Raw genomic sequence first — 23,809 nt, 5'->3', positions numbered from 1 at the left:
GGGCTACCAGCCTACGCCGTGATAGGCCAACACTTTTCAAGGAGTTGAAAATGGGCGGCGGACCGAGCATCGCAGCACCCAAACCTACTCCCGCGGCACCGCCGCCACCGCCTCAGGTTCAGCAGCCCGCCGAATCGACTGCGGCTAGTCAGGCCGAGGCGCAAGCCGCGAACAGGGCCGGTGTCGGCGCAACCATCAAGACCAGTGCTCAGGTCGTGCAGCATCAGGCCACGATCGGCACGACGAGCCTGGTCGGCGATTGAGATGCTTCCCGACTTCGTCGTCTCGCGTCACCGCGCGGCGGAGCGTCGTCGGACGCTGCCCCTTGCCCTGCAAGCTCTAGCGAGGTTCATTGAGTACCTTCCTTATCGCTCACCCCCCCACCCTTGAGGGGAGTTCGGGGTCGCCTCTCGCGAGTATGATTTAGACCTCACTTTTCAGCGCGCGGGAGGCACGATGGCAGCTATCGATTGGATCGGCACGGCGACTGGGATAGTCGGTGCCGTCACAGGCATAGCGGGTGCAGTGACAGGGGCTATCAGCCTTCACAAGACGACCCAGCTAAAGGCCATAGAATTGCGGCTCAAGCTAAAGACGGGGCTCCTTGATGCGCGGCACGCTTTGGAGTCGTTGCCCGGCCTGATCGAACAGTCTATCGGTTCGCGGGCCCATGTCCATTCGGCGAGCGGCCTGTACCAGTCGAGCGGTCAGAAGCTCTGGATGGATGAAGCCGAAGCGGATCGGAAGCAGATTGCCCAACTCGAAGCCGAGATGCCGGAGGCATCTGCCGAGTATGAGTCGCTGAACGCCGCAGGGCTGGAGACGGAACTTGTCCGCATCCATGGATTGAATGCGCGAATCGCGGGGCTCGTGAGCAAATACAGCGCCGCGCTTGAGGAGGATGCCGACGCGGGCAAGGAAATTGCGCGGACTGCTCGCGCTGCGGCCTCAGCAACGCTGCGCAGGCCGGGTGACGGGGCCTGACATCATCGTCTTGCGGCACCGCAACCAATGGATCGACGTCCTGGCCGTTCGCCGATAGACGTCAACGACCTGCCGGTACGACCTGTACTTCTCCGTCCCGAAGCGCAAGACGCAATGGGGTCTCTGCAACCATCGTTACAGGGGCTGCAGGCTTTTCGTTTGAAGGGCGGGTGGCTCCAGAGCGCGGGGTCACGGATCCAACACGGACTTCGTCAGGCCGCGTCGTTGCCGAACTTCCACTCCTGGTTGAATTACTGATCATTTCCAAACCCCACATTTCGATGGACGAGTTCAGGTTCGCTGAGCATCCTGAGTCTATTGCTGCGGGTAACGACGCCTATGTGCGTCCGTCCACCCACCGTCGCAACTCCGCGTGCAAACTTAGCCCGCCCGGACTGGAGGTTGACCAAGTATGACACGAAATCCACCGCGTCCTGCAGCGGCAGATTTGCGTAGTCTATGTCAAGCTGGAAGCTACCAGTCGCCAGAACAAAGGCCGGTTTTGCCACCAAATCGGTGTTCACGCCTTCTGGAATCTCGTTCAGGTCAGCCGCCGCCATCAACTCCCGCAGTATCCTTGCGAAGTTTTCATTCGATTCCCGCTGGAATTTGTCCAGCGTCTCATTCACCGCGAGCATGATCTGCGAACGCAACTGGCCGTCGATACCAAAAATCAGGCGCTCGACACCGTCTGACTGTCCAGACCATCCAACGCCCGTATTGCCCTTGACATAAACGGGGACGCATGTGTTTTCCCTAACCCTTATGCGGTAAAGACCGGAAAACGGCGATGCGCTCTCGTAGCCACCAATGAGGAACTCGATTTCAGGTACGTACTGATACTCCAAGGGTATGACCTCGCCGTACTTGCGGCGCATGAAAGCCAAGAAGTCTTCCGCGACCTGCGCCAACGTTTCGGCTGCAGGGTCTTGAGCGCAATACTCGTCGGCGAGCGCGCTAATAGTCTTGCCACCGATCGTTGCGAGTCCAGAGGTAACCGCCGCCGCCTCCACCCCGCCGTGCGATATGGAGAACATCTTAGTCACGCCCCCAAACGAGTTTGTGACTACGTTTTGCAGTCTGTCCAAAGAAAACTTGGCGGTAACCCGGCCGTCTTCATCAAAGACGAAATTCCCGCCTTCGTCCTTCACCACGTAGTCGAGCGGGCGCAGGAAATAATCGGTTTCGCTGCTGATACTGTCGCAACCGAACACTACGGCTCCGCTCGTTACGAGCGCGATATTGATCGTCATTCGAGCATCAACCTCTTTGAAACCGCCGTGCGGGTAGCAGTGTGGGTAGAAAAGAAGGGTGAGCCGCGAAGCCTTGTCTGGCGGGGAGTCCTGGCGGAGGCGGTGAGATTCGAACTCACGGAAGGATTGCTCCTTCGCCGGTTTTCAAGACCGGTGCCTTAAACCACTCGGCCACACCTCCAAGCCGCAAATTGTAACCTGAAAAGACTTCGCTGCCGAGTCTAGGTGACCCGCCATCACTGCGGATCTTTCAGGAACAGCGCCTGCAAGTCGTTCAGGAACGCCTGCCCAAGCGGCGTCGGCGCGATCCGTTCGTGGTCGCGTGTGATCAGCTTGCGCTGTTCCGCTTCCTGCAACGCCGGCTCGATCGTCGTAATCGACAGGCCCGTGCGCTCGATGAACCGATGCACCGGAAATCCTTCCACCAGGCGCAGCGCGTTCAGCATGAACTCGAACGGCAGATCGCGCGGCCCGACCTCATGCTCTTCCTGCACGCTTGCACCAGCCCTGGCCTGCTCGATGAACGTGGTCGGATGTTTGTAGCGCGCCTGGCGCACGATGCGATTAGGAAACGACAGCTTCGTATGCGCGCCCGCGCCGATGCCGAGATAGTCGCCGAAGCGCCAGTAGTTCAGATTGTGTTTGCTCTGCCGATGCGGCTGCGCATACGCGGACACCTCGTAGCGCCCGTAGCCGGCCTCGGCGGTGCGTTGATGAATCCAGTCCTGCATGTCTGCGGACGCGTCATCGTCGGGCAACGCGGGCGGAAACCTGGCGAATAGCGTGTTCGGTTCGAGCGTCAGGTGATACAGCGACAGATGCGGCGGGGCAAACGACAACGCCGTTTCCACGTCGGCCTGACATTCGGCGAGCGTTTGCTTGGGCAGCGCGAACATCAGGTCGAGGTTGAAGTTGTCGAACGTGGTCGCGGCGACTTCGACCGCGTGGCGTGCCTGCGCCGCGTCGTGAATGCGGCCGAGCGCCTTCAGATGCGTTTCGTTGAAACTCTGGATGCCGACCGACAGCCGGTTCACGCCGCTCGCGCGAAACTGCGCGAACTTGTCGGCTTCGAACGTGCCGGGGTTCGCTTCGAGCGTGATTTCCGCGTCGGCGTCGAGCGGCAGCAGCGCGCGAATATCCGACAGCATGCGATCGAGCCCCGCCGCCGACAGCAAACTAGGCGTGCCGCCGCCGATGAACACCGTATGCACCTGGCGGCCCCAGATCAGTGGCAAGGCCATTTCCAGGTCGGCGCGCAACGCGTCTAGGTAGTCGTTCTCCGGGAACGTCTCGCCTTTCCACTCGTGCGAATTGAAGTCGCAGTACGGGCACTTGCGCACGCACCACGGGAAATGCACGTACAGCGCAAGTGGCGGCAGCGACGTCAAACGGATGCTGCCCGGCGACGTGAACGCACTGACGACACCCTTGCCGATGTCCGCCGGCGTCGATCGGATCGCAATCACGCTTCCTCCGACAGACGCGCGAGCAGTTGCCGCAGCGCGATCGCGCGATGGCTGCTCGCGTTCTTGAGCGCCGGCTCGAGTTCGGCGGCGCTCGCGTTCAGCGACGGCAGATAGAAGTACGGGTCGTAACCGAAGCCATGCTCGCCGCGCGGCGCGTCCAGGATTTCGCCATGCCAGCGGCCTTCGGCGATCAGCGGTTCGGGATCGTCCGCGTGACGCACGAGTGCGAGCACACAGTAGTAATAGCCGCGGCGGTCGCTCACGTCCCGCAGTTCGTCGACGAGGCGCGCGTTGTTCGCCGCGTCGCTTTTCTCGCCGCCGGCGAGTTGCGCGAAGCGGGCCGAGTAGACGCCCGGCGCGCCGCGCAGCGCGCGCACGCAAAGGCCCGAGTCGTCGGCGAGCGCGGGCAGGCCGGTGAGCCGCGCAGCGTGACGGGCCTTCGTCAGCGCGTTTTCGACGAAGGTGGGATGCGGTTCTTCCGCTTCCGGCACGTTGAGCTCGCCTTGCGCGATCAACTCGATGCCGGCCGCGCCGAGCAGCGCCGCAAATTCGCGCAGCTTGCCCGCGTTGTTCGACGCGAGCACAACCTTTTTCAGCGGCATTCCCGACGTTACGCCGTGAGCATTGTTCCCGCCACCGTCCTGACGAACCTCATTCACTGCTGCACTCCCAGCGCCTCTTTCTGCTTCGCGATCAGCGTGCTGATGCCGTCGCTCGCGAGATCGAGCAGCGCATTCATTTCTTCGCGCGAGAACGGCACGCCTTCCGCGGTGCCCTGAATTTCGACGAAGCCGCCCGCCCCCGTCATTACGACGTTCATGTCGGTGTCGCACTGCGAGTCTTCGTCGTAGTCGAGGTCGAGCACCGGCACGCCGTCGTACACGCCGACCGAAATCGCGGCGACGTAATCCAGGATCGGCGAGCTTTCGATGCGGCCCGTGGCAAGCAATCTGGCGACCGCATCATGCGCGGCGACGAACGCGCCGGTAATGCTCGCGGTGCGTGTGCCGCCATCGGCCTGGATCACGTCGCAGTCGAGATTGAGCGTGCGCGCGCCGAGCTTCTCGAGATCGAACACCGAGCGCAGCGCGCGGCCGATCAGCCGCTGGATTTCCTGCGTGCGGCCGGTTTGTTTGCCGCGCGCGGCTTCACGGTCGCTGCGGGTATGCGTGGCGCGCGGCAGCATGCCGTATTCGGCGGTGAGCCAGCCCTGGCCGCGATCGCGCAGAAACGGCGGTACGCTCTCGCTGACGCTCGCGGTGCAGATCACCTTGGTGTCGCCGAATTCGACCAGCACCGAGCCCTCCGCATGCTTCGTGTAGTGACGCGTGATGCGCACGTCGCGCAACTGGTGGGGCTGGCGGCCGCTGGGGCGTTGGGTGTCGTTGCTCATGTCGGAATGGGTCGGGATGGGCTGGAGGAGGGCGGAGGAAAACCCCTAATTTTACCGCCGATCGGATAGGGCGGTTGCCCATACGGATGGCTGCAACAAAAATGGGATAATGCCGATTCCCCGCCCCGCGTCTCGTACACGCCGGGCGATCCGCTTCTCAGGCCATCGTCTACCGCATGGCCGCAATCGCGAGAAATACGATGATCTACAGCATGACTGGCTATGCGAGCGCCACGCGCGAACTCGTGGCAGCCTCGGGCACGGGTGGCGTCAGCGTGTCGGTCGAATTGCGCACGGTGAACTCGCGCTTTCTCGATCTGAACTTCCGCATGCCGGAAGACGTGCGCGTCGTCGAACCGACGCTGCGCGAGATGCTGATGAACAAGCTGTCGCGCGGCAAGGTCGACATTCGCGTGAATCTGCAGCGCAGCGAGCAGTCGGCGAACGCGGGCGCGATCAACCGCGACGCGCTCGCGCAACTCGCGCAGCTGGAACGCACGGTGCTCGGCACGTTTCCTGAAGCTGGCCGTCTGCGCACCGGCGAAATTCTGCGCTGGCCGGGCGTGCTCGCCGAAAGCGGCATCGCGCCCGAGACGCTGCGCGAAGCGGTGCTCGGATGCGGCAAGCAGGCGATCGCGGACCTGATCGACGTGCGCGCGCGTGAAGGCGCGCAACTCGCGACGATGCTGCTCGCCAACGTCACCGAAATGGAGACGATCGTCGTGAAGATCACCCCGCTCGTGCCCGAGCTGATTGCGCGACATCAGCAGAAAATCGTCGAGCGTCTGCAGGAAGCGCTCGGCATCGCCGCGCCGGATGCGGCCGCGACGATCGTGTCGCGCGAAGAGATCAACGAGCGGATTCGCCAGGAAGTGACGATGTACGGCATTCGCATCGACATCGCCGAAGAGCTGTCGCGCCTCACCGCGCACCTGAACGAAACGCGTCACGTGATCGAGAAGGGCGGCAAGGTCGGCAAGCGGCTCGACTTCATGATGCAGGAGCTGAACCGCGAAGCGAACACGCTCGGTTCGAAGGCGGCGGCGAAGGAACTCGCGGATTCGTCGATGACGCTGAAGCTCTTGATCGAACAGATGCGCGAGCAGGTACAGAATCTCGAATAAGGCTGGAGCACCACACATCATGACCGACCACCATCCACGCGAAACCGGCGCGGCGCGCCATTCGTACGCCGGCGCTTATCCCGGCAACCTGTTCATGGTCGTCGCGCCGTCGGGCGCGGGCAAGTCGACGCTCGTGAACGCGTTGCTCGCGAGCGACGACGCGATCCGTCTGTCGATCTCCTACACGACGCGCCCGCCGCGTCCGAAGGAGCAGGACGGCGAGCACTATCACTTCACGAGCGTCGAAGATTTCATGCAGCGTCACGACGCGGGCGAGTTTCTCGAAAGCGCGGAAGTGCACGGCAACTATTACGGCACGTCGCGCGTGTGGATCGAGGAGCAGATGAAAAACGGCCATGACGTGCTGCTCGAAATCGACTGGCAGGGTGCGCAGCAGGTGAAGAAGCAATTCAACAACGCGGTGGAGATTTTCATTCTGCCGCCGTCGCTCGAAGCGCTCGAAGAGCGTCTGAAAAAGCGCGGCCAGGACGAGCCGAACGTAATCACGCGACGCTTGCTCGCGGCGGGCGGCGAGATCGCGCACGCGGCCGAAGCGGAGTACGTCGTGATCAACGAGAACTTCGATCGCGCGCTGGCGGAGTTGCAGTGCCTCGTCGGCGCGACGCGCTCGCGCTTCGCGTCGCAGTACGCACGTCACACGCAGCTTTTCATGCAGCTCGGCATCCACCTGCCGCACGCGTGAGCGCGGCGTGGTGTCAAGCACATAAGGTAGAATAAGCAACATACTGAGAAGGAACCCAACATGGCCCGCATTACCGTCGAAGACTGCCTCAAACAGATCCCGAACCGTTTCGAACTCGCGCTTGCCGCAACCTATCGCGCGCGTCAGCTCGCTCAAGGCCACACGCCGAAAATCGAAAGCCGCGACAAGCCCACCGTCCTCGCCCTGCGTGAAATCGCATCGGGTCAGGTCGGCGTCGAAATGCTGAAGAAGGTGCCGGTCTAAGGCCCACGGATTTTCGTTTTCGACTTGCCGGTATTCGCCACACCGGATTGCTCAACGTGCAGAACTGCGTCCAACCCTGACCGCTACCGGAGGCGACCATGAGTGCTACCCCGCCCACCGCCACGGAAGCGGAGCACGACACCGACTCGCCGTCCTCTGCACGCAAGTACATCGACGCGGTCCTCGAGCAATCGTTTCGCCATCTGTTCGGGCCGACCGCCACGCCGGAGCAGCCGCGCCGGCATGACGTCGTCTCCATCGCCAATCTGACGTCTGCGCTGTCCGGCTATCTGCAGCCGGAAGAGATCAAGGACATCAAGGCGGCGTTCCACTTCAGCGACGAAGCCCACCTCGGCCAGTATCGCCAGAGCGGCGAGCCCTACATCACGCATCCGGTCGCCGTCGCGGAAATCTGCGCGGGCTGGAATCTCGACGCCCAGGCGATCATGGCGGCGCTGCTGCACGACGTGATGGAAGACCAGGGCGTGACCAAGGCGGAGCTCGCCGAGCGCTTCGGCGCGAAGGTCGCGGAGCTGGTCGACGGGTTGTCCAAGCTGGACAAGATGGAGTTTCGCAATCGCGAGGAAGCGCAAGCGGAGAACTTTCGCAAGATGCTGCTCGCGATGGCGCGCGACGTGCGCGTGATCCTCGTGAAGCTCGCCGACCGGCTGCACAACATGCGCACGCTCGGCGCGGTGCCGTCGGAGAAACGTCGCCGTGTCGCGCGCGAAACGCTAGACATTTACGCGCCGATCGCTCACCGGCTCGGCCTGAATAATACCTATCGCGAGCTGCAGGACCTGAGTTTCGCGAACTTTAACCCGCACCGTTACGCGACACTCGAAAAAGCCGTGAAGGCGGCGCGCGGCAATCGTCGCGAGGTGGTCGGCAAGATTCTCGAATCGGTGCAGCGCGCGATTGCGGACGCGAAGCTCGACGCCGAAGTCACCGGTCGCGAGAAAACCATCTTCAGCATTTACAAGAAGATGCGCGACAAGCAGCTGTCGTTTTCGCAGGTGCTCGACGTGTATGGTTTTCGCGTGGTCGTCGAGAGCGCGCTCGAGTGTTATACCTGCATCGGCGCGTTGCATGCGCTTTTCAAGCCTGTTCCGGGCAAGTTCAAGGATTACATCGCGATCCCGAAGGTGAACGGCTATCAGTCGCTGCACACCACGCTCGTCGGCCCGTTCGGCGCACCGATCGAGTTTCAGGTGCGCACGCGCAAGATGCACGAGATCGCCGAGGCGGGCGTCGCCGCGCACTGGCTGTACAAGAACGGCAGCGCGGATCTGAACGACGTGCAGAAGCGTGCGCACCAGTGGCTGAAGTCGCTGCTCGACATTCAGAGCGAAGCGGGCGATTCGAGCGAATTTCTCGAGCACGTGAAGATCGACCTGTTCCCGGATGCGGTCTACGTGTTCACGCCGAAGTCGAAGATCATGGCGCTGCCGCGCGGCGCCACCGCGCTCGACTTCGCGTACTCGATCCACAGCGACCTCGGCAACCAGTGCGTCGCGGTGAAGATCAACAACGAGCTGTTGCCGTTGCGTACCGAGCTGAAGAGCGGCGACATCGTCGAAGTCATCACGGCGCCGTATTCGAAGCCGAACCCCGCATGGCTCGGCTTCGTGCGCAGCGGCAAGGCGCGCTCGGCGATCCGTCATTATCTGAAGACGATGCGTCTGAACGAGTCGGTGCAGCTCGGCGAGCGTCTCGTCGATCAGGCGTTGAAGGGCTATGGCCTTGCGCTATCGGATGTGACGCCGGAGGCGTGGGAAAAGCTCGTGCAGTGGACGGGCAACAAGAACCGTCAGGAAATTTTCGCGGACATTGGTCTCGGCCGGCGGGTCGCCGCGGTGATGGCCAAGCGCATCGAAGTGCTGATGAGCGGGCGCGACGCCGACGACGACGGCTCGCGCTCCGAGTCCGGTTCGACGCCGCACGCGCCGCCGGTCGTCATCACCGGTACCGAGGGCATGTCGGTGCAGCTGTCCGCGTGTTGCCGTCCGATTCCGGGCGACGACATCATGGGCTATATCGGCATCGGTCTCGGCATGGCGATTCATACCACCGACTGCCGCGTCGCGCAGCGTATCCACCGGCGCGATCCGGGCCGCTGGATCGACGTCGCGTGGGCACCGCAGCCGGGGCGGTTGTTCGATGTCGCGGTCAAGGTACTGGTCAAGAACACCAAGGGCGTGTTCGCCCGCGTAGCGGCCGACATCACATCGGCGGACGCGAACATCGTCCATATCGCGATGGACGAAGATCTGTCGCAGGAATCCACGATTCTGCGCTTCGTGATCCAGGTCAGCGATCGGGTGCATCTGGCCAATGTGATGCGGCGCGTGCGCACGAATCCCGATGTGATGCGCATCACGCGTGAGCGGCCGAGCGAAGAGGGGCATCACCGCCACGACGGCGGCATGCGCATCGACCGCGAGCGCGCGGACTACTGAACGGCTTCCGGCTGGGCGTCGGCGCGGCTTGGACTGGCGCTTCTCGCCAGTCAGGCATCTTTCGTGCGGCGGCTCAGGATACAACTCAAGGCAGGTCTCACCTGAACTCCAGGGGGAACGCAGATGAACGTGTCCGACCTCGCTGACGTGGCGCTCGATTACTGGGTGGCGCGCAGCCTGCACGACTTCGTGCGCGAAATCTACTTTACCGATAGCGGCGAGACTGTTGCGATCCGCGGCAACGATCGTGGTCGTCCGTGGGACGGGCGTTTCACGCCTTCCGCGTCATGGGAGGCGGCTGCCGTTGTGCTCGAGCGCGCGATGCGGCTCGACGTGCGCGAGCAGAGCGATAAAGGCGCGGTATGCGTCGCTGAGTTCAAGGGCGGGCAGCGAGCCTCGGAGGGAATGGGCGACTCGCTGCGCATTGCTTTGCTGCGGGCGTTTGTCGTGAGCCATTTTGGCGATACCGTCGACGACGTGCTGCTCGAGCGCCAGGCACTGACCGGCATGCGGACCGAGACGATCAGCGAGCAAACGGTGGGCGAGGTCGTCGAGGACTTGCCGCACCCGGATGGACAAATTGGGGATATCCAGTCGCCGCCGCGATGAGTTGCTGGCGCACGGGCACGGCATGGTGCGCCAGAAAAAACAAAGGGCCTTCCGGTTGGAAGGCCCTTCATAGGTGGTGCGGCTGGCAGGATTCGAACCCACGACCCCTTGGTTCGTAGCCAAGTACTCTATCCAACTGAGCTACAGCCGCACGCAAAACGGTGATGCTTACTGTAAAAACTGATGAAACCTGAGAGCTCCCTGTAAGGGCGCTCTCGAATAAGGTGGCGCGGCTGGCAGGATTCGAACCCACGACCCCTTGGTTCGTAGCCAAGTACTCTATCCAACTGAGCTACAGCCGCACACAGAAACGAGATTATAGCCAACAGATTTGAAAAACGGAAGCCCATCACGGCGATTTGTGTTGCCGGCCCGATCGTGTAACCTTTTATGAGATTGTTGCTAGTTGCTGTTAATGGATGATTATGAACAAGGCCTTTGTCAAAGAGTCGAGCGAAGACAACGATGACGATCTCGACATCGCCCAGCCCGACGTGCCCGCCGGCACCAAAAACTACATGACTCCCGCCGGTCATCGGCGTATGCGTGATGAATTGCTGCATCTGATCGATGTCGAGCGGCCCGAGGTTGTCAAGCTCGTGTCGTGGGCGGCGTCGAACGGCGACCGCTCGGAGAATGGCGACTACATCTACGGCAAACGCCGTCTGCGGGAAATCGACCGGCGCATCCGTTTTCTGACCAAGCGGCTCGATCTAGCCGAGGTCGTCGATAGCAGCCGGCAGGAAAACGTCGACCAGGTGTTTTTCGGCGCGACGGTCGACTATGCGACCGAGGACGGCGAAGAGCATCAGGTGACGATCGTCGGTGTCGACGAGGTGGACCTGGACATCGGGCACGTGAGCTGGATTTCGCCCATTGCGCGTGCGCTGCTGAAGGCTAAAGTCGGCGATACGGTCACGCTGTTCACGCCGGCCGGTCCGCAGCCGATCGATATTCTCGACGTCAAGTATCCGCTGCCTGATAGCGGCCGCTAGGCCTCTGGCGAGGACGTGGGCTCACGTGCACGCACGCAGGCCTGCGCACAAAGCGGCAAAAACCCACGTCGGCACGGACATAAAAAAAGGCGCCGCGAACGGCGCCTTCTCTACTGCCAGTCCTTGCGCAGTGCTTAGAAGCGGTGACGCAGACCTGCGGTCACAGCGACTTGCTTGTTGTTGCCCGAAGCACCGCCCACGCCATTGATGTAGGCGTTAACGATCGAGTCTTCGTTTGCTGCCTGATACACGCCTTGCAGATACACGTCGGTACGCTTGGACAATGCGTACGCGGTTTGCAGGTTGACCTGGTTCCAGTGCACGTGCGAGCTCGACAGGTTCGCGCGCGTGTACGTGTACGCGCCAGCGATGCTGATTGCCGGCGTCAGCGCGTAACGGGCGTTGGCTTCAAAGTTCTGGAACTGAGCGCTGTTGGTCGGGAAGCCGATGCCGCCCGTTATGCCCGAATTGGCCGCGCTGATACCTGCCAAGCCATGCAGGTTCGTCTGCGAGTACACGAGGCCGACGGTTGCCGGGCCGAACGCGTAGTTGGCGCCTGCGCCCCACGTTTGCTGACGCTGAGCGAAGAACGTGTTGTCGCCCGACACCGCGCCACCCGAGTTGAACGCAGCGGCTGCGCTGTTCGCGCCATTGCTGTTCAGTTGCATGTACGCAGCGGCAACGTTCAGGCCGCCCCAGTTATACGACGCGCCCGCACTGTAAGCGCGGTTGTTGGCGAAGCCGGCAGCCTGGTTCGAGAAGCCGTACAAGCCGCCAAACTTGAAGCCGCCGTAGTTCGCGCTCTGGAATTTGGCCGAATTGTTGATACGGAACGAGTTGTTCAAGTTGTCGTTGTCGAACGGGTGCGCGAACTGCGTGCCGCCGTACTGCGTGCCGGTCAGTGCCAGCGGGCCGACGTAGTCGACCATGCTGTCGTATTGACGGCCGAGGGTCACGGCACCGAACTGGTCGCTCGACAGACCGACGAAGGCCTGACGGCCGAACAGACGGCTGTTCTGCTTGAGCGTGCCGTCATTGATGCCGAAGCCGTTCTCCAACGTGAAGATGGCCTTCAGACCACCGCCCAGATCTTCAGCGCCACGCAGGCCGAAACGGCTGCCGTTCACCGAGCCGCTCGTCATCGCCACGTTGGCGCCGTGCTGGTTACTACTCGGATTCGGATGCTGGTTGTTCGTATAAGTGATACCGGCGTCGATCAGGCCATACAGGGTGACGCTACTTTGCGCGTGCGCTGCCGTTACGAAAACGCCCGACAGGGCAGCGACCATGAGTGTCTTCTTCATTGATATAACTCCAAGAGCGAGAGAGGTATAAAACCCTGGCTTGGGAGACCTTCACGCGAGCGCTGCGAGAAGCGGAATCCGCGTGAGAAGCGCGTTGACCAGATCCGCGCCGGTTTCCGATTAGGCAGAGTGTAGAGAGACACTTCCGGGAGTTGGCGTTCCGATTCTCGCAATAAAGTATTACGCGAGGAGAAACGATCGTTAATCGCCATTCGAGCCTTATGGATCAAGGCTTTGCGGCGACTGGGCGGATTCGGCGTCTGAATTTTCCTAAAGCGCGTTGCTGATTCGCGACACCGAATGATGCGGAAAAACAACGGGCAGAAATGCGGGAAAACGATTGTTGTTGTTGCCGCAATAGACGATTGTTAATCGTGTGAATAATCGAACTTGCATATGACCGCTATACTGTAATTTCTGCTTTCCGAAGCAGACTTTTTCGTTGACGAAAAAGATCTCCAAACCTTTGTCAGCGCGACCTTCCAGTCGCGCTTTTTTTATGGCGGACGAGTTTCGCGAATGTCTCTAATGAGCGGGCGCAGTACCTTCCGCGTCGTCCCAGTCCGCCTGCGCGGGCACGCTCCAGTCTTCCATCACATAACGGCGCGCATCCATTGGCGAGGAGAGCAGGTTCTGCCAGTGGTCTCCGTGCCACATCGGATCGAAGTCGAAAACGGTGCATGAATCCCCAGTCTGTGCGGGCTGGTCTGATATGACCTTTGCGTGCGAATGAGTGAGCCAGGTGAAGAGACGGTGAATTTCCTTGGACAGCATGGCAACCTCCTGAAGCGCATCGCTACAACTGACTTGCATCATGCGAGTGGGGCGGCGCCGCAACAAGTCGGACAAACACTTACGCAAAGATAGACTTTGTTACATTCGTGTTGCATATTTTCGCAAATTTTTCCGTTTGCGGACTCGGATTATTTTCGTTCAGGTAAATTCGACGCGCCGACCTATATCCGTGTAGTTTGAAGTCTTATCTTTTTATACGCTAAACGCATATGAAAAGTTTACTTGACGGTCATTCTCTGTTCCCCGTATAACGGCAAAGCCGAATTTGATTGGCTGTTTCTGTCCTGATCAGATATAGGCAACTGAATCGGGGTTAGATCGATTCGAGGGCAACGCCCGCTTTGGATTAATCACAGAGGGAAAACAGGAAATGGAAACTGGTGTCGTCAAATGGTTCAACGATGCTAAGGGTTTTGGCTTCATCACGTCGGACGCGGGTGGCGAGGATCTGTTCGCGCACTTTTCGGAGATCCGCAGCGAGGGCTTCAAGTCGTTGAAGGAAAATCAGCGCGTGTCTTTTGAAATCAAGACCAGCCCGAAGGGCAAGCAGGCGGCCAACATTCAGCCGCTGTAAATGCGCTGGGCTGGGCGCGCCGCCCACCCAGTCGGGAGCGAAAAACCCTCGCCGTCGCGCGAGGGTTTTTATTTTTATCTAGATGTCTCCGAGGTCGGATCTTCGGTAACTGCGTGGTTCAACAATACGCATTATTGTCGGAAGATAATCCATCGAAACGAATTGACTACGTCTGGATTAATGGTCTGGTTTAAGCGTCTGCGGGATTTCAGCGCAAAATCGACGGCCCGTGCGGACGCAGTTTCCAGCTGCGCACGCGGCGCTGTCTGGATGCGCAACGTCCAACTGGTGCATACTTGCCGCAAATTCATGCGCCCGAATCCCTTGTCCCATGTCTGAACTGCTTTCGCCGGAACCGGCGCTCGATGCACCCATCGTTTTCGTAGATCTCGAAACGACCGGCGGCTCCACGAGCGAGCACCGCATTACTGAGGTTGGCGTCGTCGAAGTCGGGCTGGCTGGCGTCTCGCGCTGGAGCAGCCTGATCGACCCGCAGCAGCCGATTCCGTCGTTCATCCAACAGCTGACCGGCATCACGAACGACATGGTGCGCGGCGCACCGACGTTCGAGTCGATCGCGCCCGCATTGTTCGAGCGTTTGAACGGCAAACTGTTCGTCGCGCACAACGCGAGTTTCGATCGCGGATTTTTACGCAGCGAATTTCGTCGCGCGGGAATCGCGTTCGATCCGGACGTGCTGTGCACGGTGCGGCTGTCGCGCGCGCTGTTTCCCGGCGAAAAGCGCCACGGTCTCGATGCGCTGGTCGAACGCCATGCGCTGGTGCCGTCCGACCGCCACCGCGCGCTCGCCGACGCCGATCTGATCTGGCAGTTCTGGCAGTGTCTGCCGACGCTCGTGCCGCTGGAAGCGCTGCGCGCGCAGATCGAGCGCACGACGCGTCGCTACCGGCTCGCCGGCGACATCACCGAGGATTTGCTCGACACCGCGCCGGCTGGCTGTGGCGTGTATGCGTTTTATGGCGAAGACGATGCGCCGCTGTATGTCGGTCGCAGCGTGCGCGTGCGTCAGCGGCTGCGCTCGCATCTGACTGGCGAGCGGCGTTCGTCGAAGGATATGCGGCTAGCGCAGCTCGTGCGACGCGTCGAATGGCACGCGACTGGCGGCGAACTCGGCGCGATGCTCGCGGAGGCGCAGTGGATCGCAACGCTGCGGCCGGGCCACAACCGCTTGCCGCGCGTGACGAAGAGCGATCCCGCGAACGCGCCGTGGCCGTTCGAGGGGCCCATCGTGTTCGAGGAGCGTGAGGACGCGCAGGGTATCTTCCACGTGGTCGATCGCTGGCGCTACCTCGGACACGCGCCGTCGCTCGTCGCGGCGGCGCAGCTGCATGCGTCGACGCTGGCTGGGTCGTTCGAACTCTCGACGTACCGTATCCTGCAAAGCCATCTGGCGCGAGGCCTGCGCGTGACGCCGTTGAGCGTGTCGCGTGACAGCCCTGAGTCGAGCATCGTCGCGTGACGCTTATGCGACGTGCGCGCGCCGTGGCGTTACCGGAATCAGCCGGTGGCGCCGACTCCGCCCGTCTCGCACACGTGACCTAGTGCGTGCGTCAACGCGCTCGAATGCGCAGAGTCATAGCGCGTCAGCGCCTTCCAGTTAGCCAGCGATTGCGCGACCCGCGACGGGCAATCGTCCGCCGCGCGCAGCGGCTGCACGCGCGCCAGACTCGCCATCAACGACTGTGTCAGCTTGTCGAGCTGCGGTCGGGTGCTGGTTGCGAGATCGGGTGCGGGACCTTGCGGTGGCTGGGTGCGACGCCAGTTCGCGAAGAGCGCGTTCTGCACGTCTTTGCTCGCATCGATCTGATCCTGGAAGAACGCGCGGGCGAACGCCGGGTCGACGTTTGCCGCCGCGGCGCGCTTTTCCACCTCGGCGAGCAGCGCGTTTTCACGCGGCGTATCGGTGATCGGCCGGTGGTTCGCCCACTTCCAGCGTGCGACCGGTTCCGCGAGTGCAAGGCGCTGCGAAACCAGCGCGATCAGGCTCGTGAGCGCGGTGTCGTCGCCGTCGGCGAGGGCGGGGACGGGCGAGAAGGCGAAGGCGGCGGCGATGACGAGCGCGCATGACGCGCCGAAGCGATGCAAATGATTCATGAGGCGGACGTGGCCGGGCGGCCGTTGACGGAAAAACAGAAGAATAAATGATGCGCCGCAACCTGCGAGCACCGGGTCGATTCACACGGATCGTCGGGGCGAAGTGGGCGAGAGAAGGACGCGCGTATGAAGGCGCTCGAGCCGCGTGGCCCCGTGCAACTGCTGTGCTCAGGCGAGCTGATCCAACGTCATGACGGAGATGTCGGACGCGTAATGAGGGCGCGAGTATTCGCCGCACGTGAAATCAGCGAGCGCGAATGCTGCACCGCGCCAGGGGTCCGTTACTTCGGATCGCACGACTTGCGTTGTTCGTCAAAGAAAGCGCGAACATGCTCGGGCAGCTCGGCTCCCAAAAACTCGACGGCCACAGGTTCCGGATCCGGGTAAAGAACTTTGTCCGGGGTCGGAATCTTCGGTGGTTTGGCATCCATGATCTTTCTCCTTTGCGAATCGATTATCGGCCTCGTTCCCTGCATCGCACCAGTGTCCGATGCGAGTCATACACACTCTGTTGCTTTAACGGCACAAGCCGACACACCAGCGGAGGGATTGAATAAAATTTATCGTCTGACTATTGCCTGCGTTTCGCGGTCTGCTTGATCCGCTTAATTGCCAGCGCGAAATCATCTCCTTCCCGCTCCTTCTGCCAGTCCCTCTGAGCCTTGTCCAGCGTAGGCTTCAGCACGACCGATCGATATTGTCGCCGCGCTGCATCTAACGTTGTCGCATGACTAAAACGTGACAAACTTGTGCATTGCCGCATCGACAGGTTTTTCGCTTTTCCTGAACTGAACGGACGCAATTTGCCGATTGCATAACTCGCAGTCTAATTCTTGGTAAACGACCCATTCCCCATCGCGTTGACCGCGCAAAACACTATTTAAAGATTTGGTCGTTAATCAACTGACTGACCGGAGTTGGCAAACTCATTCCCGCATTGCTGTGACAAAAGGACCTCATTTGGTGACAAGTCATGCGCAGCGCACCGGGCCACCTATGATTGAAGCGACTACTGATGGCTCGACGTGCGCTGGCAGACGGACACGCGAGGCGCAGCGCGGATGATGACGTTCTTCATGTTCGGGGAGAGGTCGCGATGGAAAACGCTGTCTACTGGAACGGACGTCAGGTTGGCATCGAATGCGCCGGCAGGATCTTGTGGTTCGCGTCGGCACCCGCGCAAGCGATAGCCGCATACGGCGTGCCACGCCAGCAGCCGAGCGCACAGGCCGATACCGTCGTTGCGCGCAACCTCGCGATGCCACGGTCGTACGACCCGCTCCACGTTCCCGACCAGGCTGGCCATGCGTTGCGCCGCGACATCGCGCCGGACGCGGCGCAACGCTGACCGCAAACGGCTGTATCAGGCCCGAAGCGACTCGTCGGCGCACCCTCGAGACCTTACCGATCAAGTGGGGTGTTAGCGCACACACCGCGTTGCGGCGAACTTATACGATGCAATTGCCGTGCTGCCGTCGGCCTCTCACCCGTTGTCGGGCGAATCGGCAACCACACCCGCATCAGTCTGCAAACAGCCGATACCGAAGGCCGGCTGCGCGAGGAGGGTAGGCCTGTCTCGCAACATCGTTGCATCTACACTATTTGCCGCTGGGAGCCGCGCATCGCGTGGCCGCACCTCTTTTACCTGGCGCTGCGTCGTGCTCACTTGCGTGATCGCCGGGCAATTCAATGCGAAAGATCTACGGCCTGACTGGGCTGCGTGCGTTCGCGGCGTTGCTCGCCGTCGTTCATCACTTTGCCGACAACGAAGGGGGCTGCCACGGGGCATTGTGCAACTCATCGATAACCGGGTCTGGGGTGTTGACATCTTTTTCATGCTGCGCGGCTTCATCCTTGCCTATACGTATCTTCCTTCGCGAGCGACCGCGTTCGGCTGGGTCGACTATCGATCGTTTATCGTCAAGCGGTTTGCGCGCGTGTATCCGCTGTATCTGGTGACGTTTCTGGTGTTCGTCGGCCGATGTTTCGTCGCGAAGCGAGCTGGAACTTCGTGTCGTGGTCGATCAGCGCCGAATGGTTTGCCGTTCTGTTTCTGTTTTCGCGGTGCGCGAGAGCGCTGAGCCGGCTGTCGCGCGTGACTTTCGGTGTGCTACGGATCGTGTTGCAGGCGTGGCGCGGGACATCTGGGATGACTTGCCCGACGAAATGGCGCTCCCAGCGTGCGATGCGAAACTACCCACCGAGGCTGGTGAACCGGCGAATCGGGATAACTGGCAAACGGCGGCGCAGCGGATAGCGGATGAGTTGTTCGAGCGCGATACCGCAAATGGTTGTCGTGACTCGCTCGCTGGCTATTCGCAACGGGTGGTAGAGGAAATGAAGGAGCGCTGGCGGTGTTTCAACGCGTATTTGCGCACGAACTGGCCACTGTGCTCCGCGATTCCAATGCGGCGGTTTCGGCAAATCTCGTACGTGGGTCGCATATGCGTGCAATGATGCGTCGGACAGCGAAGCGCAGGACGGGGCGCGATGAGGCGCCTGAAATCTATTTCCACGTCACGCATACCATGCGCTAGTACTTGCGTGGCCTCGCGCGAGCAGGGAGAGGAACTTCTGGTTTCGGCCCAGTTTGGGTCGTTCAACAAACAAGAGTTGAGTCCTGAGCTCATTGTCAACGAGCGAATCCAACATCCATCAGCGGCTCTTTTAGCGGTCTCGGTTTAAGCGCGTACAGCACCGCATCTACAGCTCGTTCCCAGATGACCAGCGCGTTCCTCCTTGCCCGTCCGCTCAGGCGACGAAGTGTAGTTGAACGAGCCAGTTTCAGCGCTACGCGGGTTGAGCACCTTTCCTTACCGGCTTCACCTGAGTGGAGCGAAAGGCCTAGTCGCGAGTGGCGCGCTGGATTGCGCCATACCTATCAATGCGCGGATCTTTGCGGCAGGCCCACGACCGTAGATCCGCGCGACAACCTGGTGCTGTACGGCGTGCATGCCGTGCAGAAAGCGATTCAGCTTTCGGTGCGCTCAAGAATCGGCATAAGCGGATACCGCACCACTCCGAATACTCCACCAAATAAGTTGTGACTGGCTTGAATTCAACCGGCCTTAACTCACGATGCACCACTGGCAGCGAGCTTGACAAATAGTCTGGCTGCTTCGTTGCCAAGGGACAAAGCGCGCAGTGCAAGGGAGAGCGCTAGCTGTGCGTCGTGGGAGGCCGCGCTACGATCCTGATCGAAGAGCTTGACGGCGTGGCGCATATGCTGCGCCGCCTGCGTGTGAAGCTCCACGGCCGCCGCATGATGTTTTGCCACGTCCGCGGCACTTGCGCCTGAGCCGGTCGATGGAGGCGTTATTGATGGCGTATTGGCGCTGTGCGCGCCAGCGTCGTGTGCCTGATCGATCGCATGCAACGTATGGCCATGGGCCATCATCGCCTGATGTGCGGCGTGGGCAAAGTCTTGACCGTCATCGAAATGCCGCGACGCCTCGCGGTGATGTCGCGCGGCCTGCTCGTGGTGTGACGCCGCGGCTTCGAGATGACCTTTCTTGCTGTGCTTCGTGTTCATGCCGGCTCCTGTGCAACTTCAGGACTGGTTCGGATGGCGACCGATTCGAAGACACAGTGGCGGGTCGCAACAAGATCCTAATCTACACGCCCTTGCGCCTTCTGTGGCATTTGCGTCTCGCGGAGAATCGTCGCGCTGTGGCGATCACCGCGCGGTCAGCATCCGGAGGATTTTCTGCACGATGCGCTCATGCTGCTCCAGCGCCTCATCGAGCATACGTGCTCCGTAGCTCGTGTTGTCTCGCGCTTCCATTCCGGCGATGCGCGTCACGAATAGCGAAACCTCCCCGGTTTTCGGTTCGGACACACCGCGGAAGCGGGTCGTGACCGTCACGCCGGATTCGTCCAGCAGCGTGCGGCGGAAGATCAGTTCGTTCTCAGTCATCCAGCGCGACCACTCGCCGCGGTCGAACACCTCGACAGGCCTGCTCTTCGCATCGAGGACATAGAAGCGTTTCCAGCTCGACGGGACGGAGCGTGCTTTCATATTTCAATGCGAAGGCGTGAGCAGGAAGCCGATCGCCTCCCGCCACCAGGTTTCGTCGACGCGGCCCATCCAGTCGTTATGTTCAGCCGCCTTCACCACCATCAGTTGTCTCGGTTCGGCCAGCGAGTTGTAGATCGCTTCGCCGAAGCGCGGGACTGCTGCGCGCTTGCCGCTATACTTCCCCCTCCACCAACGGACACGTAGCCGGCACACATGGCCACGTTCGTGCAATTCGTCTTGCAACTGGACCAGGACCTCGAAGCGCTGCTGGTCCAGCATGGGCCGTTGGCCTACGCAATCCTCGGGGCGATCGTCTTCTGCAGTGTCGGCGTACTGCCGCTCGTCATTCTGCCCGCGGACATGCTCCTGTTCCTGTCCGGCGCGCTCGCTGCCGTCGGCGTGCTGCAGCCTGTGTGGCTCGCGCCGTTGCTGGTCGGGGCCGCGGTTGCAGGAAAAGTGTTCAACTATGCGCTGGCACGTGCCGTCGCGTCGGTATGGAACCCGAAGCGCAGCGGCTGGATCGACAAGGTGACTGCGCGAACGCGCGCGCTCTACGTACGTCACGGCGCCGCGCTGCTGCTGTACTCTCCGTTCATCGCAATCGTCCGGGCGGTCGCGCCCGCGCTCGCCGGCGCGACGAAGATGCCGTTTCGCCGCTTCGTGCGCTTCGCGACCGGCGGCGCGGTGATCTGGATATGCTCACTTGCGGGTCCCGGGTATTTTTTCGGCAACGTGCCGTGGGTCCGCTCGCACCTGCCGGCTGCGATGGCGATCGTGATCGGCGCGGGTGTCGTCGCGCTCGTCGTCAGCCTGCTGTGGCGAGGACGGCGCAAGCGCCACACCACCGACCCGACGCTACCCGACGAAAAGTCCCGCTGCGACTGACGCGGCGGCCCACAACCCGCCAGGCAGCGCTGCTCGCGAGGAAACGCATGAACCCGGGTCTGCTGAAATGCACATGTGCGGCCGTGCTCGCCACACTGCTCGGGTGGGGACTGTATGTCGGCCGCCCCGTGCTGGTGCCAATTGCGTTCGGCATCATCGCGACGTACGTGGTCTTCGGTCTCGCCAACCTGCTGCGCCGCATTCCCTACCTCGGTGCACGCCTGCGGGACGGCCTGCGCCACGCGATCGCTGCGACGCTGATGCTCTTCACGGTCTACCTGTCGGTCGACCTGCTGCTGTCCGACAGGGACCGGCTGATGGCCGTCGCGCCGAAGTACGAGGCGACGCTGCTCGTACTGTTTACGAAGTTCGCCGCGCTGCTGCACATCGAAACGGAGGCCAACTGGGCTGCGATCCGCCGCGACCTGTTAGCGAGCGTCAACGTGCAGGCGATCATAACCGCCACGCTGTCGTCGGTGTCGTCGCTGCTCGCGGCGATCATCGTCGTGCTGCTTTATGCGACGTTCTTTCTCATCGAGCACGCGAAATACCGCCGCAAGCTCGTGAACTTCGCGGGCGACTCGACGCGGATCGTGTCGGTAATCGACGAGATCAACTCGAAGATCGGCGTCTATCTCGCAATGAAGACCCTGCTCGGCGCGATCCTTGGCATCGCGAGCTGGATCTGCATGCGGCTCGTCGGACTCGAATTCGCGGAGCTTTGGGCGGTGCTGGCCGGCCTACTGAACTTTATCCCGTATGCGGGCTCGTGGATCTCGGTCGCGGTGCCGACGCTGCTCGTCGCGCTGCAGTTCGGCCAGTGGAACGCGGCGATCGTGCTGTTCATCTCGCTCACGCTCGCGAACTTCGTGGTCGGCCATCTCCTCGACCCGTGGCTGATGGGCGGCTCACTGAACCTGAGCCCCGCGGTGATCCTGATCAGTCTGGCGGTGTGGTCGTCGATCTGGGGCATCGCGGGCGCCTTCCTCGCAGTGCCGATCACCGTCGGCCTGGTCATTGCGTTTTCCACGTTCGAATCGACACGTCGTTTCGCAGTTTTCCTGACGAACGATGACTAACGTTGTTCGCCTGTCGGTGACGTCCGTTAATTTCAGGGATACTTCGTGCGCGTGGCGCGCGCCTCATCACTCTCATAAAGGGATGCGATACTGGCGAACCGAGGACGTATGTCCGCCGTCGGGAGCGGGTGTTCCCTTCGCGCTACAGCTGTAGGCCGCCGCCTCGAAGGGGTTGGGCGTCGCGGGCAATCGGTGCCTCGAGGAGACAACCAAACTCGCGGGCAAAGTCGACAGAGACGCGCGCGTGGACGGCGCCCTGCTTGTCAAAGAACCGCTGGATTCCTTCGAGAGTGAACACACCTTCATGCCAGATGTTTGGATGGATGTAGAGGCCCTGCTGTCCATCAAAGCGAAAGCACACGAACTTCTCTGGCGCTATGTCGTCCCCCGGGAGCGCCAAGGGAACGTAGAACGGGCGATGGTCGAGAGGAAAGAACAGTTGTCCACCGTCTGGGTGGTAGTTCGCGTGCCAAAGCAACATGCGCTCCGGTACATTGGTGTTGTCGTCACGGGCTGCTTCAGGCTCCACTGCGTACGCAAGGATGTAGTTGCCGCCCACAGCCTCGTTTCGACCGTACAGAATGTCCCCGCGCCATTCGCTCACAAATGTGCCTTCGGTCGTGCCTGCCTCATCACCGGTTCCAGGGTCAACGGGCCTTGCACCCACTGCCGGCCACTGCACAATCTCGATCGAACACTCGCTCGGGTCTGCTACAAGCCTGCCGAATCCATCAAGCGTTGTGGGGGTCGCATCGACCACGGGCATTGACACGCGCCGAAGGCCAGAAGGAAGGCTGGGATTGAGGTAATCGATTTCTTGGGTCATTGCGGCAGTCTACAGGAGTAGAACGTACCGACCGCCGATGGTCGAACAAAGAGGTCGACCGCCGCTTGTCCACGTGGAAACGGCCACTGGCACAACGCCGGACCTGACGTCGGAAGTGGGGCGGCTACGGAAGTTGGCGGCGATGCTGCGGCGCAACCGCAGCAACACAGGTCGACCGTCCGGGCCCGGCCCTTTCGGTCGTTCGACACAGCGGGCTGGATTGTCAACAATGCGTTCTGGAACGCATTAGCGAGGCGATCTATCACTCTGTCCAAATCGTGCATGCCGTCGAACGTGAAAAGAATTTTCGACGGCGCGAATTGCTTGATTATCGTTTGAAGTAACGAATGTCCTGCGCCTTCCAGACAAAAGACTACCAGGTCGATATCAGAGAGACGGTCTGCGCTGTCCTTTGCAAACGACCCCACAACCACCGCACCGGCGCATTCAGGCGATTCTCGAAGAGCAGCGGCGATCCGAATGAGAAGCGCGATCTGTCATGTCGTAGAGGGCTTGTTTCGCGACCTTTCGAGGAATGCGGCCTGTCACATCGGCCGCGTCCGGCCCTCAAGAGACATTCGATTTGCACGATCGAATGGCGGAAGTCCGGCGTGGATTTGACGCTGAATATCTGTCCACTTCTATAAAGAAATCCGCTCAACCTCTTCAAACTGGATCGCGCTCGAATGTTGGTCGTAGCGTTGCGTCGTGCGCGTCGACGCGTGAGTTTCCGCGCTTGCAACGTCATCAGGCGTCTGTTCGCGCGAAGCGTTTGCGAACAACGAGGCTAAAACTTTCCCCTGGCGTCATAGTTGACGAATGCATCAAGATTGGGTTTAATATCACACTACGTCCCGGACAGGTCGACTGACGACGTAGCTGGCTGGCCGTTGGCAGGCGGCGATACCTGAAAGGTTCCCTTGTAGCCTAAGGCGCCTGGTGGCTGTAGTTTCCCGACTCCTC

The 23,809-nt window shown here is 61.2% G+C and carries 27 protein-coding genes and 3 tRNA genes; 14 read left to right on the top strand and 16 right to left on the bottom strand.

Annotation, left to right across the window (positions count from 1 at the left end; translation table 11 throughout):
- The first annotated feature begins 50 nt into the window (after positions 1-50).
- Both HDG32_RS22750 and HDG32_RS22745 read left to right on the top strand, forming a co-directional pair.
- The gene (locus tag HDG32_RS22750; RefSeq protein WP_184070847.1) at positions 51-263 is read left to right on the top strand and encodes a hypothetical protein; all 213 of its coding nucleotides are present in this window, start codon (positions 51-53) and stop codon (positions 261-263) included.
- Positions 264-456: 193 nt separating this feature from the next.
- Positions 457-984, top strand: a complete 528-nt coding sequence (locus tag HDG32_RS22745) for a hypothetical protein (protein WP_184070845.1) — start codon at positions 457-459, stop codon at positions 982-984.
- 251 nt (positions 985-1,235) lie between these two features.
- Here HDG32_RS22745 and HDG32_RS22740 read toward each other — a convergent pair whose 3' ends face one another.
- The 5 genes from HDG32_RS22740 to rph form a co-directional block, all read right to left on the bottom strand.
- On the bottom strand, positions 1,236-2,237 hold the full coding sequence (locus tag HDG32_RS22740; protein ID WP_184070843.1) for a hypothetical protein: 1,002 nt from the start codon (positions 2,235-2,237) through the stop codon (positions 1,236-1,238).
- A gap of 91 nt (positions 2,238-2,328) precedes the next feature.
- Positions 2,329-2,418 (bottom strand) — tRNA-Ser (locus HDG32_RS22735).
- A gap of 55 nt (positions 2,419-2,473) precedes the next feature.
- Positions 2,474-3,703, bottom strand: a complete 1,230-nt coding sequence (gene hemW / locus HDG32_RS22730; RefSeq protein WP_184070841.1) for a radical SAM family heme chaperone HemW — start codon at positions 3,701-3,703, stop codon at positions 2,474-2,476.
- Positions 3,700-4,362, bottom strand: a complete 663-nt coding sequence (gene rdgB, locus HDG32_RS22725; RefSeq protein ID WP_409340050.1) for an RdgB/HAM1 family non-canonical purine NTP pyrophosphatase — start codon at positions 4,360-4,362, stop codon at positions 3,700-3,702. The genes hemW and rdgB overlap by 4 nt, the downstream gene beginning before the upstream one ends.
- On the bottom strand, positions 4,359-5,096 hold the full coding sequence (rph, locus tag HDG32_RS22720) for a ribonuclease PH (protein WP_090801456.1): 738 nt from the start codon (positions 5,094-5,096) through the stop codon (positions 4,359-4,361). Before rph ends, rdgB begins: the two co-directional genes overlap by 4 nt.
- A 200-nt stretch (positions 5,097-5,296) precedes the next feature.
- Here rph and HDG32_RS22715 point away from each other — a divergent pair, with 200 nt between their 5' ends.
- The 5 genes from HDG32_RS22715 (at position 5,297) to HDG32_RS22695 (ending at position 10,255) form a co-directional block, all read left to right on the top strand.
- Positions 5,297-6,220 (top strand): YicC/YloC family endoribonuclease, encoded by a 924-nt coding sequence (locus HDG32_RS22715; protein ID WP_184070839.1) that lies wholly within the window; start codon positions 5,297-5,299, stop codon positions 6,218-6,220.
- A gap of 19 nt (positions 6,221-6,239) precedes the next feature.
- Positions 6,240-6,923: a guanylate kinase gene (gene gmk, locus HDG32_RS22710; RefSeq protein ID WP_090801453.1), complete on the top strand. Its 684-nt coding sequence runs from the start codon at positions 6,240-6,242 to the stop codon at positions 6,921-6,923.
- A gap of 60 nt (positions 6,924-6,983) precedes the next feature.
- Positions 6,984-7,187: a DNA-directed RNA polymerase subunit omega gene (gene rpoZ, locus HDG32_RS22705; protein ID WP_008921215.1), complete on the top strand. Its 204-nt coding sequence runs from the start codon at positions 6,984-6,986 to the stop codon at positions 7,185-7,187.
- A 98-nt stretch (positions 7,188-7,285) separates the two neighbouring features.
- Positions 7,286-9,646 carry a bifunctional (p)ppGpp synthetase/guanosine-3',5'-bis(diphosphate) 3'-pyrophosphohydrolase gene (locus HDG32_RS22700; protein WP_090801451.1) on the top strand — a complete coding sequence of 787 codons (2,361 nt, stop codon included), beginning with the start codon at positions 7,286-7,288 and terminating at the stop codon, positions 9,644-9,646.
- A 123-nt stretch (positions 9,647-9,769) separates the two neighbouring features.
- On the top strand, positions 9,770-10,255 hold the full coding sequence (locus HDG32_RS22695) for a phage protein NinX family protein (RefSeq protein ID WP_184070837.1): 486 nt from the start codon (positions 9,770-9,772) through the stop codon (positions 10,253-10,255).
- Between the two features lie 74 nt (positions 10,256-10,329).
- On the opposite strand, the gene HDG32_RS22690 is transcribed toward HDG32_RS22695, so the two are convergent.
- Both HDG32_RS22690 and HDG32_RS22685 read right to left on the bottom strand, forming a co-directional pair.
- Positions 10,330-10,406, bottom strand: a tRNA-Arg gene (locus HDG32_RS22690).
- Positions 10,407-10,480: 74 nt separating this feature from the next.
- Positions 10,481-10,557 (bottom strand) — tRNA-Arg (locus HDG32_RS22685).
- Between the two features lie 123 nt (positions 10,558-10,680).
- On the opposite strand from HDG32_RS22685, the gene greB reads away from it, so the two are divergent.
- On the top strand, positions 10,681-11,250 hold the full coding sequence (greB, locus tag HDG32_RS22680; RefSeq protein ID WP_184023299.1) for a transcription elongation factor GreB: 570 nt from the start codon (positions 10,681-10,683) through the stop codon (positions 11,248-11,250).
- Positions 11,251-11,384: 134 nt separating this feature from the next.
- Here the strand turns inward: greB and HDG32_RS22675 are convergent, their stop codons facing one another.
- Both HDG32_RS22675 and HDG32_RS22670 read right to left on the bottom strand, forming a co-directional pair.
- A complete protein-coding gene (locus HDG32_RS22675) occupies positions 11,385-12,554 on the bottom strand; it encodes a porin (RefSeq protein ID WP_184070835.1) in 1,170 nt (389 codons plus the stop codon).
- Positions 12,555-13,079: 525 nt separating this feature from the next.
- Positions 13,080-13,328 (bottom strand): hypothetical protein, encoded by a 249-nt coding sequence (locus HDG32_RS22670; RefSeq protein WP_184070833.1) that lies wholly within the window; start codon positions 13,326-13,328, stop codon positions 13,080-13,082.
- A 391-nt stretch (positions 13,329-13,719) separates the two neighbouring features.
- On the opposite strand from HDG32_RS22670, the gene HDG32_RS22665 reads away from it, so the two are divergent.
- A complete protein-coding gene (locus HDG32_RS22665) occupies positions 13,720-13,923 on the top strand; it encodes a cold-shock protein (protein ID WP_008921209.1) in 204 nt (67 codons plus the stop codon).
- A gap of 331 nt (positions 13,924-14,254) precedes the next feature.
- Complete coding sequence (locus HDG32_RS22660; protein ID WP_184070831.1) at positions 14,255-15,403, top strand: exonuclease domain-containing protein; 1,149 nt, start codon at positions 14,255-14,257, stop codon at positions 15,401-15,403.
- A gap of 38 nt (positions 15,404-15,441) precedes the next feature.
- Here HDG32_RS22660 and HDG32_RS22655 read toward each other — a convergent pair whose 3' ends face one another.
- Both HDG32_RS22655 and HDG32_RS22650 read right to left on the bottom strand, forming a co-directional pair.
- Complete coding sequence (locus HDG32_RS22655) at positions 15,442-16,038, bottom strand: chorismate mutase (RefSeq protein ID WP_184070829.1); 597 nt, start codon at positions 16,036-16,038, stop codon at positions 15,442-15,444.
- A 281-nt stretch (positions 16,039-16,319) separates the two neighbouring features.
- A complete protein-coding gene (locus HDG32_RS22650) occupies positions 16,320-16,469 on the bottom strand; it encodes a hypothetical protein (protein WP_018421453.1) in 150 nt (49 codons plus the stop codon).
- Between the two features lie 665 nt (positions 16,470-17,134).
- Between HDG32_RS22650 and HDG32_RS22645 the strand changes: the two genes are divergently transcribed.
- Positions 17,135-17,386: a hypothetical protein gene (locus tag HDG32_RS22645; protein WP_184070827.1), complete on the top strand. Its 252-nt coding sequence runs from the start codon at positions 17,135-17,137 to the stop codon at positions 17,384-17,386.
- Positions 17,387-17,696: 310 nt separating this feature from the next.
- On the top strand, positions 17,697-18,119 hold the full coding sequence (locus tag HDG32_RS22640) for an acyltransferase (protein WP_184070826.1): 423 nt from the start codon (positions 17,697-17,699) through the stop codon (positions 18,117-18,119).
- Positions 18,120-19,111: 992 nt separating this feature from the next.
- Here HDG32_RS22640 and HDG32_RS22635 read toward each other — a convergent pair.
- From HDG32_RS22635 to HDG32_RS37285, 3 genes are all read right to left on the bottom strand, one after another.
- Complete coding sequence (locus HDG32_RS22635; protein ID WP_184070824.1) at positions 19,112-19,570, bottom strand: hypothetical protein; 459 nt, start codon at positions 19,568-19,570, stop codon at positions 19,112-19,114.
- Between the two features lie 144 nt (positions 19,571-19,714).
- A complete protein-coding gene (locus HDG32_RS22630; RefSeq protein ID WP_184070822.1) occupies positions 19,715-20,056 on the bottom strand; it encodes a hypothetical protein in 342 nt (113 codons plus the stop codon).
- A 3-nt stretch (positions 20,057-20,059) separates the two neighbouring features.
- A complete protein-coding gene (locus HDG32_RS37285) occupies positions 20,060-20,335 on the bottom strand; it encodes a hypothetical protein (RefSeq protein WP_409340049.1) in 276 nt (91 codons plus the stop codon).
- A 6-nt stretch (positions 20,336-20,341) separates the two neighbouring features.
- Here HDG32_RS37285 and HDG32_RS22620 point away from each other — a divergent pair, with 6 nt between their 5' ends.
- Together HDG32_RS22620 and HDG32_RS22615 are read left to right on the top strand one after the other, a co-directional pair.
- Positions 20,342-20,941, top strand: coding sequence for a DedA family protein (locus HDG32_RS22620; RefSeq protein ID WP_260336558.1), 600 nt, complete (start codon positions 20,342-20,344; stop codon positions 20,939-20,941).
- A gap of 47 nt (positions 20,942-20,988) precedes the next feature.
- Positions 20,989-22,020 (top strand): AI-2E family transporter, encoded by a 1,032-nt coding sequence (locus HDG32_RS22615; protein ID WP_184070819.1) that lies wholly within the window; start codon positions 20,989-20,991, stop codon positions 22,018-22,020.
- A 142-nt stretch (positions 22,021-22,162) separates the two neighbouring features.
- On the opposite strand, the gene HDG32_RS22610 is transcribed toward HDG32_RS22615, so the two are convergent.
- Complete coding sequence (locus HDG32_RS22610) at positions 22,163-22,846, bottom strand: ureidoglycolate lyase (RefSeq protein WP_184070817.1); 684 nt, start codon at positions 22,844-22,846, stop codon at positions 22,163-22,165.
- Entirely contained in the window at positions 22,843-23,322 is a 480-nt protein-coding gene (locus tag HDG32_RS37280; protein ID WP_409340052.1) for a nucleotidyltransferase domain-containing protein, read from the bottom strand. The genes HDG32_RS22610 and HDG32_RS37280 overlap by 4 nt, the downstream gene beginning before the upstream one ends.
- Between the last annotated feature and the right edge of the window lie 487 nt (positions 23,323-23,809).

Source organism: Paraburkholderia sp. CI2 (assembly GCF_014201055.1).
Classification (GTDB): domain Bacteria; phylum Pseudomonadota; class Gammaproteobacteria; order Burkholderiales; family Burkholderiaceae; genus Paraburkholderia; species Paraburkholderia tuberum.
The sequence above is the reverse complement of the archived record's forward strand: the minus strand, read 5'-3'. Positions and strand labels throughout refer to the sequence as shown.